Source organism: Streptomyces ipomoeae 91-03 (assembly GCF_000317595.1).
In the GTDB taxonomy this organism is placed as follows: domain Bacteria; phylum Actinomycetota; class Actinomycetes; order Streptomycetales; family Streptomycetaceae; genus Streptomyces; species Streptomyces ipomoeae.
Window position 1 is genome coordinate 1 of the sequence record NZ_AEJC01000144.1, and the last position, 14,136, is coordinate 14,136.

The window sequence follows — 14,136 nt, forward strand, 5'->3', positions numbered from 1 at the left end:
TCCGGGGTGGTTCGGGGGCGGAGCTTCAGGCCGTGACCCGCTCCCGGTCGGCTCCCTCGCGCGGAGTGCGGGTGCCGAGGAGTTCGGTCGGGGTCTTGTGGGTCTCGCGGGCCGTGAGGGCCGCGAGGACCGGCGGGACGCACAGGGCCGCGGTGAAGAGGGCCACCGCGGACCAGTCGTCGCCGGCGGGGCCGGCTATCTGCGCGGCGAAGGTGACGGCGAAGCCGGCGATCGCGAAGCCGATCTGGGTGCCGATGGCCATGCCGGACAGCCGGACCCGGGTGGCGAACATCTCGCCGTAGAAGGAGGGCCAGATGCCGTTCGCCGCGCTGTAGACGACACCGAAGGTGATGATGCCGAGGATCAGGACCAGCGGATAGGCGCCGGTGGAGATCGCCCACAGGTAGACGAACATCATCGCCGCGCTGCCGGCCGAGCCGATCAGGAACACCGGGCGGCGGCCGACGCGGTCGGAGAGCGTGGCCCACAGCGGGATCGCGCCGAGCGCCACCAGGTTGGCCAGCGCCCCCACCCACAGCATGGAGGAGCGGGACAGACCGACGGAGTCACTCGTGCCGTACGCCAGCGCCCACACCGTGAAGATCGTGGAGACCGAGGCGACCAGCGCGCCCGCGATCACCCGCAGCACGTCCGCCCAGTGCTCGCGCAGCAGCACCGCCAGCGGCAGCTCGGCGACGCCCTCGGACGCGGACTGCTGCCGGGTGAAGGCCGGGGTCTCCTCCAGCGTGCGCCGGATGACATAGCCGACGACGGCGACCGCGATGCTCAGCCAGAACGGGATCCGCCAGCCCCAGGACAGCAGCTGGTCCTCGGGGAGCGCGGCGATCGGGATGAAGACCAGGGTCGCGAGCAGCTGCCCGCCCTGGGTGCCGCTCAGGGTGAAGCTGGTGAAGAAGCCCCGCCGGTGCGCCGGTGCGTGCTCCAGCGTCATCGAGTTGGCGCTGGCCTGTTCGCCGGCCGCCGAGATGCCCTGGAGGACGCGGCAGAGCACCAGGAGCACCGGGGCGAGGGTGCCGACCTGGTCACGGGTGGGCAGACAGCCGATCAGGAACGTCGACAGGCCCATCAGGATGAGGGTGAAGACCATGATCTTCTTACGGCCCAGCCGGTCGCCGAAGTGGCCGAGGAACAGCGCGCCGATCGGCCGCGCCGCGTACGCGACACCGAACGTGGCCAGCGACAGCAGCGTCGCGGTGGCCGGGTCGGACTCGTCGAAGAAGATCTCGGGGAAGATCAGGGCCGCTGCGCTGCCGTAGATGAAGAAGTCGTAGTACTCCAGGGCGCTGCCGATCCAGGCGGCCATGGCGGCCTTCTTGGGCTGGCCGGGCGGCGCGGCGTCGGGGGTGGGGACTGACACGGGTGCTCCTTCGAGGGAACTCCAACCTACGTGGAGTGAGCGGAGAGGGGAGGAGCCGGATCCCTGGGGTGACGGGTCGGCCGCGCCGGGTGCTTGCTGTCCCGGCTAATTAACCCACTGGGTAGTTAGTAGCGGTTGGCTAGGGATGTTGCGCCGACGTTTCCCGGCTGTCAAGGGGGTGTGCCGATGTCGGGAGCGTGTGCCGAGTGCCTGTCCAAGTCGTCGAAGGGCCGTCCAAGTCGTCGAAGGGCAGTCCAGGTCGTCGAAAGGTGTGGGGCGTCAGTCCGTCGCCCGGTCCGCCGTCAGGTAGGCGATCACCATGTCGCCGAGCATCGCGCGGTAGTGCTCGCGTCCGGCGGGGGCGACCAGGTCGCGGCCGAAGAGCGCGCCGAAGGTGTGCCGGTTGGCGACCCGGAAGAAGCAGAACGCGCTGATCATCGCGTGCAGGTCGACCGCGTCCACGTCGGCCGTGAACAGCCCCGAGGCCCGGCCCGCCTCCAGGATCCGGCGGATCACGTCGAGCGCCGGCGAGCCGATCTTCGCCAGCGCCTCGGAGGAGGCGATGTGCTCCGCCTCGTGGATGTTCTCGATGCTGACCAGGCGGATGAAGTCGGGGTGCGCCTCATGGTGGTCGAACGTCAGCTCGCACAGCCGGCGAATGGCCGCGACCGGGTCCAGATGCTCGACGTCCAGCTCCTGCTCGGCATCGCGGATCACGGAGTACGCGCGCTCCAGCACCGCCGTGAACAGCTGCTCCTTGCCGCCGAAGTAGTAGTAGATCATCCGCTTCGTGGTGCGGGTGCGGGCGGCGATCTCGTCCACCCGGGCCCCCGCGAACCCGGCGCGGGCGAACTCCTGGGTCGCCACGTCGAGGATCTCGGCCTTCGTGCGGGCCGCGTCCCGCAGTCGCCCGTTCGGTCGTGCCGGTTCTTCGACGCTGGTCATCGGGTTCCTTCGGGCGAGTGCGGCCGGTGCCCGTGATTGTAAGAGAAGTGCTTGGGGCGGTGGGCTTCCCTTTGCCGCCGGACGGCTGCTATCACTAACGTACTAGTTCGTACATTAGATTTCCTGAAGCGTCTGAGGAGGGCCGACCGTGGCCAAGGACTCGTATCTCGTCGGCCTCATCGGCTCCGGCATCGGGCCCTCGCTCAGCCCCGCCCTGCATGAGCGCGAGGCCGACCGGCAGGGTCTGCGCTATCTGTACCGGCTGATCGACATCGACGTCCTCGGCGTCGGGCCTCAGGCCGTGGGCGATCTGCTGCGTGCCGCCCGTGACCTGGGCTTCGACGGGCTGAACATCACCCACCCCTGCAAGCAGCTCGTCATCGAACACCTCGACGGGCTCGCCCCGCAGGCCGCCGCGCTCGGCGCGGTCAACACCGTCGTCTTCGAGGACGGCGGCCGGGCCATCGGCCACAACACGGACGTCACCGGCTTCGCCGCGTCCTTCGCCCGCGGGCTGCCCGACGCCCCGCTGGAGAAGGTCGTACAGCTCGGCGCCGGGGGCGCGGGCGCGGCCGTCGCCCACGCCATGCTCACGCTGGGCGCCGGGCGGATCACCGTCGTGGACGCGATGCCGGATCGGGCGACCGACTTGGCGACCGGGCTCAACCGGCACTTCGGTGCGGGACGTGCCGTGGCCGCGACGCCGGACTCCCTGCCCGGACTGCTGGCCGAGGCCGACGGCGTCGTCCATGCGACGCCGACCGGGATGGCCGCGCACCCGGGGCTGCCCTTCGCCGCCGAGTTGCTGCATCCCGGGCTGTGGGTGGCGGAGGTGGTGTACCGGCCGTTGGAGACGGAGTTGTTGCGGGCCGCCCGGGGGGTGGGGTGCGCGACCCTGGACGGGGGTGGGATGGCTGTGTTCCAGGCTGTGGACGCGTTTCGGTTGTTCACGGGGCTTGAGCCGGACGTCGCGTCGATGGTGGCGGACATCGGGGAGTTGGCCGGGGTCGCGGGGGCCCGTAACTGAGCGCCGTTGGGGGTCTGTCGTGTGTCGGCTGCGGGTTGTTCGTGGCCGGTCGCTCCCCCACTCCCGACTGCTTCCCCACTCTCGACTTCTCCCCCACTCTCGACTTCGCTCGAGCGGGAGGTACCCCATGAGAGGGAGGGGCCCCATCGCGGCGGAGCCGCACAGCGCCACAGCCCCGCGCGCCTGAAGGGGCTGCGCCCCTTCAAAGGGCGCTGCACTGCACCTTTGGAAGGAGAAGCATGCGTACCTCCATCGCCACCGTCTCCCTCAGCGGGTCCCTCACCGAGAAGCTCACCGCCGCCGCTCGGGCCGGGTTCGACGGGGTCGAGATCTTTGAGAACGATCTGCTGGCCAGTCCGCTCACCCCCGAGGACATTCGGGCCCGGTGTGCCGATCTGGGGCTGAGTATCGATCTCTACCAGCCGATGCGGGACATCGAGGCCGTGCCGGCGGACGAGTTCGAGCGCAATCTGCGTCGTGCCCGGCACAAGTTCGAGCTGATGCGGCGGCTGGGGGCCGACACCGTGCTGGTGTGCTCCAGTGTTCATCCGCTCGCCGTGGACAATGACGCCCTCGCCGCCCATCATCTGCGCCAACTCGCCGATCTCGCCCAGGACTTCGGTATTCGGGTGGCGTACGAGGCGCTGGCCTGGGGGCGGCATGTCAGTACGTACGACCATGCCTGGCGCATCGTCGAGGCTGCCGATCACCCCGCGCTCGGGACCTGCCTCGACAGTTTTCACATCCTCGCGCGGGGCTCCGATCCGAAGAGGATCGCGGACATCCCCGGGGAGAAGATCTTCTTCCTCCAGCTGGCCGACGCGCCGCTGATGGCCATGGATGTGCTGCAGTGGAGTCGGCACTACCGGTGCTTCCCGGGACAGGGCGGCTTCGACATCGCAGGGCTCGTCAAGCAGGTGATGGCAGCCGGATACGACGGGCCGCTCTCCCTGGAGGTCTTCAACGATGTGTTCCGGCAGGCCGAGGCCGGGCCCACCGCCGTGGACGCGCATCGTTCGCTGCTGATGCTCCAGGAGACGGCCGGGCTCGTCGCGCTGCCGGAGCCGGTCGTGCCCACGGGGATCGCCTTCACCGAGCTCGTGACCCCGGACGCCGAACCGGTGGGCGCGCTGCTCGGTGCCCTCGGCTTCGCCCGGACCGCCCGGCATCGCGGCAAGCCGGTGGACCTGTGGGAGCAGGGCGAGGCCCGGGTCCTGGTCAACACCGGTCCGGCCGCCCGGCGTGACGGCACCCAGCTCGCCGCGATCGGGCTGGAGTCACCGGACCCGGTCGGCGCCGCCCATCGCGCCGAGGCACTGCTCGCCCCCGTCCTGCCACGTCGGCGCGGCCCCGAGGACGTCGTCCTCGACGCGGTGGCCGCCCCCGACGGCACCGAACTCTTCTTCTGCGCCTCCACCGAGGGCTCGGCCGCGCCCGGCCACGGTGGCACCCCTGCTGAGCCCCGGCTCCCCAGCTGGACACATGACTTCCGGCCCGTCAGTCACGCCCGGCCCGCCCGGCAGCACATCCGCCGCGTCGACCATCTCGCCCTCACCCAGCCCTGGCACCAGTTCGACGAGGCGGCGCTCTTCCACCGCACGGTGCTCGGCCTCGACGCCCGTGAGAGCGTCGATGTCGCCGACCCGTACGGACTGTTCCGCAGCCGGCCGGTGAGCAACGCCGACGGCAGTGTCCGTATCGCCCTCAGCGTGGGGCCCGCCCCGAGCGACGACGCCGCCCGCGCCCAGCACATCGCCCTGGCCACGGATGACGTCGTCGCCGCCGCCCGTGCGTTCCGCGCGGCGGGGGGACGGCTGTTGGCGGTGCCCGCGAACTACTACGACGACCTGGCCGCCCGGTTCGAGTTCGACGAAGGCGAGCTGGAGACGTACCGCGAACTCGGCATCCTCTACGACCGGGACACGAACGGGGAGTTCCGGCACTGCTACACCGAGACCGTGGGGCGCGTCTTCTTCGAGCTGGTCCAGCGGGACGGCGGCTACCGGGGCTACGGGGCCCAGAACGCACCCGTACGACTCGCCGCCCAGCACGTCCAACGTCCCGTCAGGTGAGGGGAGCCACGATCGGGCACCGATGGCGCGCCCGCGCCCAGGGGTGCCGGGCAAAGGCATGACCGGCGGTCCGGTCGGCCGACGCGGTCACTGGCGGCTGACCGTGCGTGTCACGCCCGTGACCACCGTCGTCGCCAGGATCCAGCCGGTGATGACGAGGACGTACGACAGCCACTGCGCCCACCCCTCGGGCGCGTACGCGCGTTCCTGGCCGAAGTCGATGATCGGCAGGAGCAGGTCGAGGGTGAAGAAGACGGGGTTGAACTGCGGGGCCTCGTCCGCCTTCAGCGGGGCCGGCCGGTGCAGCGCGTACGCGATGGAGCCGACCGCCATCAGCGACAGCAGCCACACGGCGGCGCGGAGGGGGCGGAAGCCGTAGCCGACGGTGGCGTCCTGGACGTAGCCCCAGAGCCGGCCGTACCAGGCGAGGGTCGCGCGGTGGCGGCGCTGCTTGGCGAGTTGGACACGGCGGGCCGCGGCGTCGTCGCCGATGCGGCGGTACGCCTCGGTCAACTGCTCGTAGGCGTAGGGGACATAGCCGTCGCCGTCCCGTTCCACCATGGGCAGCCGCTGGACCGCCGGCTCGTGCGGCAGCAGTGTGGTGTAGGTGAGGTGGTTCAGTAACACCTTGTCCGGCAGGATGTCCGGCTCCAGGAACAGGACCTCTATCTGGGAGCGGCGCAGATTGAGGACGCCCTCGATCCGCGGGCCCCTGCGCAGCCAGAGTTCGCTCACGGTGCCGCTGCTCACCCGCAGGACCGTGCCGCCGGGGTTCGACAGACGCGCGTACGACATCTCCAGGCGGCCCTCGATGCGGGCGCCGCGCAGATCGATCCGGCCGTGTGCCCTCGCGTGTCGCATCAGGACGTCGGAGCTGGCGCTCAGGCGCTCCGCCCTGAGCACCGTGCCGCCCCGATGGTTGAGGTCGGCGTGCATGAGGTCGATCATGCCGTTGACGGTGGCGTCGTTGAGTCTGATCTCGCCCTGCGCACGCAGCCCGGGAGCGCACAGGTCGTCGCCGATCTCCGCCTGGTTGAGCTGGAGCACGGGCTCGCCGTCCTCCGCCCCCGTGAACTCGGCCCGCTGCAGATACAGCGCCCCCGCGATCTGCGCCCCGCCCAGCCGCAGCGGTCCCCGGAACCGGCACTCGGTCATCCGGAGGCTGCCGTCCACCCGTATCCGCGCCGAACGCAGACCGGGGAACACCGACTTGTTGAGCTTGACGTAGTGCAGCTGGGCGCCCGACCAGTCGGGGACGGCGTCGAAGTGGCAGTGGCTCATCCGGATGACACAGTCGGCCGTGGCGTACCGAAGGTCCAGCGCGCCCGTGATCCGCGCGCCGGAGATCTTCAACGCGGCGACCTCGCCCTCCTCCTGGGGAACCGTCAGCAGCAGGGCCCGCAGCACACTCGCCCGTACGGTCCGCTCCGGACCCCATGCCTCCCCGTCCGTCGCCTCCTCGTCCTCGCTCGTACGGAAGTCCACGGCGACGCCCCGTGGAAAGGCCTCCCACACGCGCCGCTCGGCCGCTGTCAGCTCGTCGATGATCATCACTGGGGACTCTCGCCCGGAATGGTTGTAGCTGTCAACCGTCCGGGCGAGGGCCCCGATTCACTCCGTGGGTGTTCCGGTCATCAGTGACCCCACGCCTCCCCGTGGGCCCGGTGCGCGTCCGTCAGGCCGTTCACGAAGAACCGCTCGTAGTACTCGTTCTCGACGTGATGGACCTGGAGCCACACGCCGGGGACGTGGATCGCGTCCGTGTGGGCCGGGAAGCGGCCATGGGTGCGCAGGACGTACTCGCAGACGTCCCGGGCGCAGTCGATCACCCGCTGGTCGTACTCGCCGGCCTCGGTGAGATAGCGCTGCCCGTAGTCCTCGCGGTAGATCCGGGCGAAGACGTCCCGGTCGGTGTAGATGCCGTCGCGGCCGAACTTCCTGGCGATGATCTTCTCTACGGCGTCCGACATCGTCGGGTACGTGGGCGGGCAGGCGGCGGCGATGAGGGGTTCGCCGTCGGGGGAGCGGAGGCCGACCGGGTGCGAGCGCACGGCGGCGTACTTCGGCAGGGGGATGTGCCAGCGCCACACATCGGCGAGTTTCCAGCGCGGGGTGACGAAGTCGAAGCCGAGCATCCTGCCGTACGCGCGGGAGAACTTCGGGTCGCCGAGGGCGATCTGCGGGTTGATGGAGCCGTGGATCCAGGCGCCCAGGCCCATCGCCTCGGCGGTGAGCATCAGATTCTGCAGCAGCAGATCCGCCTCGATCTGGGTGCGCATCGGGCCGAGGGCGCCGAGCGGCAGCTTCACGTCCTTGTTGAGGAAGCCGTTCCGCACCCACTTCCTCACCCCGGCGGGACGGTAGAAGTTGCGGTCGTCCACGAAGGTGGGTCGGGCCCCGTCCGGCTGTGTGAGCAGATACATCAGGGCGTTGACGTACTGGTGGGAGAGATCCACCACCGGAAACAGCAGCGTCGTTCCGGGGAGATTGGACAGGAACCGGTTCGAGTCGAGGTACGCCGGGAAGTCCCGCTGGTCCGGCTTCACGTCCAGGCGGTGGTCCAGGACCCTCACCTTGGCCCGGCGCGCCCGTGCCACCAGGGTCTCGGCGTCGAACGGCTCGTGCGGCGCGGGCTCCAGCCTGCGCAGGAAGTAGGTGCCGGTGTCGTTGACGAGGAAGAAGTGGGTGCCCTGCGCGTTGTCCGGGCTCCCGGCGGTACGGCCCGTCATCGTCAGGTTGGGCTTGGACATGATCGGGGTGCCGTTGTCCGGGTCCTCGAAGGGCCGGTCGGGCATGGTCAGCCCCGTGGAGCCGGTGATCGCTATCAGCACCGCCTCCTCCAGCTCCGAAAGAGGCTGCGCCTTGTGGGTGGACGTGTAGGTCATGGTCCCGGCGGACACCCGGGCGCCCCGGCTCACCCGGTGCGTACGGCGTCGCCACACCGTGCGGAGCAGGGGCCGCGCGAAGAGATCGGCGAGCCCGGGGTGGGTGGTGGTGGTCGTGCCGGCGAGACCGGACAGCGTGTCGGCGTCGGCCAGGCCCAGCCCCCCGTCGAATGCGGCCCCGCCGAACGGCTCCTCGGCCGCGGGCACCCCGGACTGGTTGTCGGTGAAGGTCATGCTGTTCCCCCGTTGTGTTCCGGACCCGGGGTGCGACACACCCCGGGTCGTGTGTCACGGCGTCATGGTGAACCGCCGTTGTCGCTCATCGGCCGTACCGTCCGCCACGGTGCGAAGGCGCTCGCCCCGCGCGGCAGCAGCGGCGCCAACTCCGGGCAGTGGCGCAGGACGACGGAGTTCATGCCGCCCTTCTCGACCCAGTCGATACCGAGCGGTGTGTAGACCTCCGGCCGGTAGTCGACCGTCAGGAAGCGGTCGCTCTGCAGCCGTCGGCTGGCCATCAGGACGAAGATCCGGAACGCGGTGTCGCTGAAGCCGAAGCCCTCCGGCGGGTTCTCCGCGAACAGCCCGACCACCGTGTCGATGTCGTCGACGTCCCGGTAGACGTCCTTCAGCCGCGCCACCGTCTCCGCGTTCCCCGTCAGCTCCTCGAACGAACGGATCCGCGGCATGTGCAGCCCGGCCCGGAAGTCGTTGTAGCGCGGCACACCCCGCCGCCGCGTACGGACGAGGTCGACCACCGACAGGTCGATGATCTCCCCGTCGCGCTCGAAACGCTGGAGCGAGCGCGGGAAGTTGTGCAGCGTGATCGCACCCGGGTGGGCGATCCCGAACGAGTACAGCGCGTTCGCGAGCCCCGTCTTGCGGATCTGTGCCTCGGCCGCCCCGCCCTGGATGTCCAGGAAGCCCACCGTCTCCAGCCGCCGCCCGAACTGGTGCTCGCGCAACTCGTAGTCGTCCGGGATCAGCGGATGCATGCGGTAGACGGTGACGAAGTCCTCGGTGAGCGAGTACGGCGCCGCGTGATGGTCCGGGAGCGTCTTCGGGATGCCGGTCAGCGAGTGCGCCTCGAACAGCCACAGCCCCAGCCGGTTGAGCCAGTTGTCGGGCGGGCCCTCCCAGTTGGTGTGCAGCGCGAGGTCGATCGCCTCGGTGGCGAGGATCGCCGGGGTCCACTCCACGGTGTGGATCTTCGCGATCAGCGCCGAGACCACCAGCCGGGCCGTGTGGTAGATCTTCTCCTCGCTCATCGACGGGTACTCGGCGCGCAGCGCGTCGCACACCGCGTTGTGCTCGCGGGCGAACAGCGTGTGCATCGCGCTGAGCCCCATCCACCAGCTCTCGTTGAACCCGGTGAGCGGAATCCCGTTGCCGCTCATCGGCAGATGCCCGTCCTCCAGCCGGAGTTTGGCGCCCCCGTCCGGCTCGCGCAGGAACCGCGCCGTCTGCTCGTCCGCGCCGTACACCTCGGAGCCGTCCCACCAGTGCGAGGCGCTGTTGGCGAACAGGATCGGCGGCCTGCCGGGCCGCTCGATGCCCTCGTTCTCCGCGAACCGCATCACGCGTTCCGTCGGCCCGCCCGGCACGTTCTGCCAGCTACCGTTGAAGCCGGGCGGCAGCGGCACCTCCACACTGCGGTCGCCGGTCTTGTACCGGCGGTGGTTGACCCAGTCGTGCACCTGGAACTGGATCCACGCCGCCGCCAGCACGTTCAGCGAGGTCGCCGGTACGAAGCTCTCGCGGTGCAGCAGCTGCCGGCTGACGGTCACCGGGTTCGGCGTGTCGAAGAGGTCGGGCCGGTAGTCCGGCTTGAGGTTCCGTCCGAAGGCGGCACCCACGGCACCCATCCGCGGCTCCGACAGATCGTTGTACGTCCCGTCGTACGACCGCTCCGTGCGCAGCCGCTCCGGAATCGGCTCCGGTACGGGCTCGGCCCTCGGCGGCGCCTCGCGCACCTCGGTGTCGATCAGATTCAGCCGCCGCAGCACCCGCCGCACGAACACCAGGTTCAGCAGGCTCAGCGACACCGGCAGCCGATGCCAGGGGACGTACCGGTTCAGCAGCCCGAAGGCGGCACCCACGGGACGGCCGAGCACCTTGTTGCGCAAGGGTTCCTCGGTGACGAAGCGCAGCCCGAGGCGATGCGCGCCGCTCGCCTGGTACCCGGTCTTCCGCGCCCGGTTGATGTTCCCCAGTGGCCGGAAATCGTCGGTCGTGTACCACGGATTGAAGGTCAGATCCTCGATCCGCCGCGCCGCCGCCCGTGCCTCCGCGCCGTCCAGTTCCTGACGCGGGAGGGTGAGCCGGGCGATCGGCACCGCCGGCGCCACCGTCTCCTGCCACTCCACCGCCGCGTCCTCGACCGGCGTACGCCGCTCGTCCACATACCGCTGTACGCACAGGTCGAACGCCACATCCGCCTGACCCAGCCGCCCCGCGAACTCACGGTGCAGGAAGTCCGGGTCTCGCCGGTCGGACGCGGACGCGGAGGGCGTGCCGTGCGCGGGCCGCAACAGATAGCGCACCGGCCCGGCGTCACCCCACAGAATGGCCCCGCGACTCCAATAGGTCTCGGTGGCGAGGGAGTCGACGGACCGTCGGACGGCGTCCTGCACGTTCCGCCGCATCCGGATGGCCGTCTTCACCCCCACGGCCAACGGCAGCTTCACGAACAGCCCGAACGCCTTCTGCAACGGGCTCCGCGCCCCCGCCATGGCCTTGGCGAACGCCACGAACTCACGCGCGTCGCTCGCGTGCGACACCGGATAACTGGTGGCCAGCAGATCATGACTCTCGTCCTGCGAGACCCGTACGCGTACGGCCACGCCCCGCAGGTCGGGCGAGCCGTCGCCCTGCCGGACGCCGCTGGCGTTCGACAGCCGGACCGTCGCCGGATAGTCGGCGCCGGGCTGGGCGAAGCCGACCCGCAGCGCCTCCGGCAGATCGTCGTGGAAGCGCAGCCGGGCGTTCTCGACCGCCACCGGAGCCTTCGCGTGGAACGTCCGCGTGATCCCTCCGCCCCCGGCCCGCCGGTTCCTGAGCTGGACCTCCATCAGCTCCCGCGCCAACCGCTCGAAAACCAGCCGCTCGGCCTCGGGGCTGCCGCCCTCGTACCGCTCGAACCGCTGATCGTGCTGCCCGGTCTCGGCCATCGGTCGTTTCCTTCGAACGGACGCGTACGAATGCGTACGGGTGCATAAGGGACAGGGGGCGCACGCTACAGGCGACCAGGTCCGGCCACAGCGACAGTTCACGCCATATGCACATCTGACAACAATGTGGATGACCCTCGCAATCGGAGCGTCGTGGGAGTGTTCGAACGGGTGTTGGTATCCGATGCGTACGACGCTGGTCCGGTGCCGCCCGACCGGTGCGGTGATGTGCTGCGAGGGGCGTGGCGTTAGCGTGATGGGCATGACGGCGGAGGGGGAAGTACGGGGCGGCGGCGCCGGAGAAATGCCGGGCGGTGATACGGCGGAGGCGTGGGGCGGCGGCACGAAGGAGACGCTGGTCGGCGGCACCGTGAACGCCGGGGCGGTCTTCAGGCGGGGTTCGCTGGTCGACCGCCCGGCGCCGCGTACCGCGCCCGCCCTGCACGCCCACCTCCGCGCGCTTCGCCGCCACGGCTTCGACGGGGCTCCGCTTCCGGTCCGCCTCACCCCGGACGGCCGCGAGCGACTGACCTTCGTCCCCGGCGATGTGGCGCTGCCACCGTTGCCGCGCTGGGCGTTGACGGAGACGGCGCTCGCCTCCGTGGGACGGCTCCTGCGACGACTGCACGAGGCGAGTGCGGCCGTCCCGGTCGACACGCGGGCCGACTGGCCCCGGGACCTGGCCGATCCGGTGGGCGGGACACTGCTCTGCCACAACGACGTCTGCCCTGACAACGTCGTCTTCCGCGACGGCCGTGCCACCGCCCTCATCGACTTCGACCTCGCGGCCCCGGGACGCCCCATCTGGGACGTCGCCATGACCGCCCGCTACTGGGTACCGATGCTCGATCCCGAATCCGCCGCCGCGCTCTATCCGGCCGCCCTGGACGCGCCCCGACGCCTGCGACTCCTCGCCGACGGCTACGGCCTCTCCCCGCAGGACCGCGCCGGGCTCCCCGAGGCCGTGGAACAGGCCACGGCGGTGTGCCGGGCCTTCGTCGAGGCGCGTGTCTCCGGCGGCGATCCCGCGTATGTCCGGATGCTCGCCGAGCGGGGCGGCTGGGCCCGATGGGACCGCATCCAGACCTGGCTGACCACCCACCGCGCCCTGTTCACCACCGCCCTCATGCCTTGACGAGCGGCCCGGGCGGCGCCCGCTCCGGTGCTCGACCCATGGGCGGCGCCCCGCTCGTGCCCGCGCGTGTCAGTCGGTCGCAGAAGGCCTCGTCCAGGAGGGCGTCACCGTCGTCGCCGTGGACACGGACCCCGCACGAGGTGTCCTGCCAGGCCGGCCCCAGCCCGTACCTCCCGCCCTCGACCGCCGGGCCGTATCCGGCAGGGGGTTATCCCCACTCCGCCGCTGCGGTGGGCCACGCCGAGCCGAGGGGGTTGACCACCGCCCCGATTCGGGGGGTGGGCGGACTGATCTCGTGCCGCGGCCCTGGCAAGGTCATCGGTGAGTGATCGAGCGGCCCGCGCAAGCCGGGCCACGACCAGGGGGAACACCTATGCCGAGAAAGCATCTCGCCGCCGCGGTCCTGCTCGCCGCGACGCTCACCGGGGCGTTCGCCCCCGTGGCCGCGGCCGACCAACCCGACCCGGTGCAGCGGCAGTTGGACCTGCTCGTCGAGCGCGACGGAGTGCCGGGCGCCCTGACGTACGACGGCAGGGTGACACATACGGCCGGTGTCGCGGACCTCGAGTCGGGGCGGCCGATGGTCGAGGAGCGGGGCCGCTTCCGGCTGGCCAGCAACACCAAGGCGTTCACGGCGGTGGCCGTGATGCGGCTGGTGGCGGAGGGGAGGGTCCGACTCGACGACCGGGTGGGGCGTCATGTGCCGCAGTTTGCCGAACGGCCCATCACCGTACGGCAGTTGCTCAAGCAGACCAGTGGGCTCCCGGAGTACACCGCGCTGGTCGACTGGAGCCGGCCCGGCACCTCCGAGGAGCATCTGGCCCTGGCACTCGCGAAGGAGCCCCTCTTCGCACCCGGCACCGACTGGTACTACTCCAACACCAACTACCTGGCGCTCGGCATGCTGATCGACAAGGTGACGGGGGTCGACTTCCGCACCCACATCGAGCGCGCCATCCTGCGTCCACTGCACCTGGACGACACCTACTGGCCGCCGCCCGGCGAGCTTCGTCTGCGGGGACCGCACGCCCGCAACTACGGCATCCACCCGGCACGCCCGGAGGCCGGCCGGGTGGATGTGACCGAGCTGCCCGGGTACGAGTTCGGCGCGTCCGGCGGCCTCGTGTCCACCCCCGAGGACCTCAACGCCTTCTGGGACGCCCTGTTCGGCGGCCGACTCCTGCCCGGTTGGGCGCTGCGTCTGATGACCCACGACACCACCGACGTCGGCGGCCGGGACGTCTACCCGCCCGGCAGCCGCTACGGCTACGGCGTCGCCTCCATCCCCCTCAGCTGCGGCGGCGCCTACTGGGGCCACGGCGGCGACCTCCCCGGCAACTCGGTGGGCGGCGGCCACGCGACGGGCGACCGCGGCACCGTGACCGTCTACACGACGACCTGGGCGGCGGCGGGCGACAGCCTGCGGCACCTCCAGGGCGCGGTGGACGCGGCGCTGTGCGAGGGGCACGGGAGAGCTCGGGGCTGAGGGTTCGTTCGTTCAGCGGGTGCGGGTGCGGGTGCGGGTGC

9 protein-coding genes are annotated in these 14,136 nt (G+C 70.8%); 4 read left to right on the forward strand and 5 right to left on the reverse strand.

Annotated features, from left to right (window positions below; translation table 11 throughout):
* Positions 1-25 precede the first annotated feature (25 nt).
* Both STRIP9103_RS09090 and STRIP9103_RS09095 read right to left on the reverse strand, forming a co-directional pair.
* Positions 26-1,378: an MFS transporter gene (locus STRIP9103_RS09090; RefSeq protein ID WP_009305676.1), complete on the reverse strand. Its 1,353-nt coding sequence runs from the start codon at positions 1,376-1,378 to the stop codon at positions 26-28.
* 279 nt (positions 1,379-1,657) lie between these two features.
* Complete coding sequence (locus tag STRIP9103_RS09095; protein WP_009305671.1) at positions 1,658-2,323, reverse strand: TetR/AcrR family transcriptional regulator; 666 nt, start codon at positions 2,321-2,323, stop codon at positions 1,658-1,660.
* A gap of 148 nt (positions 2,324-2,471) precedes the next feature.
* Here STRIP9103_RS09095 and STRIP9103_RS09100 point away from each other — a divergent pair, with 148 nt between their 5' ends.
* Entirely contained in the window at positions 2,472-3,350 is an 879-nt protein-coding gene (locus STRIP9103_RS09100; RefSeq protein ID WP_009305674.1) for a shikimate dehydrogenase, read from the forward strand.
* Positions 3,351-3,589: 239 nt separating this feature from the next.
* The gene (locus tag STRIP9103_RS09105) at positions 3,590-5,422 is read left to right on the forward strand and encodes a bifunctional sugar phosphate isomerase/epimerase/4-hydroxyphenylpyruvate dioxygenase family protein (protein WP_009305658.1); all 1,833 of its coding nucleotides are present in this window, start codon (positions 3,590-3,592) and stop codon (positions 5,420-5,422) included.
* Positions 5,423-5,509: 87 nt separating this feature from the next.
* On the opposite strand, the gene STRIP9103_RS09110 is transcribed toward STRIP9103_RS09105, so the two are convergent.
* The 3 genes from STRIP9103_RS09110 to STRIP9103_RS09120 form a co-directional block, all read right to left on the reverse strand.
* On the reverse strand, positions 5,510-6,973 hold the full coding sequence (locus tag STRIP9103_RS09110; RefSeq protein WP_048819961.1) for a hypothetical protein: 1,464 nt from the start codon (positions 6,971-6,973) through the stop codon (positions 5,510-5,512).
* A gap of 83 nt (positions 6,974-7,056) precedes the next feature.
* Complete coding sequence (locus STRIP9103_RS09115; protein ID WP_009305666.1) at positions 7,057-8,541, reverse strand: hypothetical protein; 1,485 nt, start codon at positions 8,539-8,541, stop codon at positions 7,057-7,059.
* A gap of 62 nt (positions 8,542-8,603) precedes the next feature.
* Positions 8,604-11,474, reverse strand: coding sequence for a peroxidase family protein (locus STRIP9103_RS09120; protein ID WP_009305669.1), 2,871 nt, complete (start codon positions 11,472-11,474; stop codon positions 8,604-8,606).
* Positions 11,475-11,778: 304 nt separating this feature from the next.
* Between STRIP9103_RS09120 and STRIP9103_RS09125 the strand changes: the two genes are divergently transcribed.
* Both STRIP9103_RS09125 and STRIP9103_RS09130 read left to right on the forward strand, forming a co-directional pair.
* Positions 11,779-12,609 (forward strand): phosphotransferase, encoded by an 831-nt coding sequence (locus tag STRIP9103_RS09125; RefSeq protein ID WP_048819962.1) that lies wholly within the window; start codon positions 11,779-11,781, stop codon positions 12,607-12,609.
* 373 nt (positions 12,610-12,982) lie between these two features.
* On the forward strand, positions 12,983-14,095 hold the full coding sequence (locus STRIP9103_RS09130) for a serine hydrolase domain-containing protein (RefSeq protein ID WP_009305660.1): 1,113 nt from the start codon (positions 12,983-12,985) through the stop codon (positions 14,093-14,095).
* Positions 14,096-14,136 lie beyond the last annotated feature (41 nt).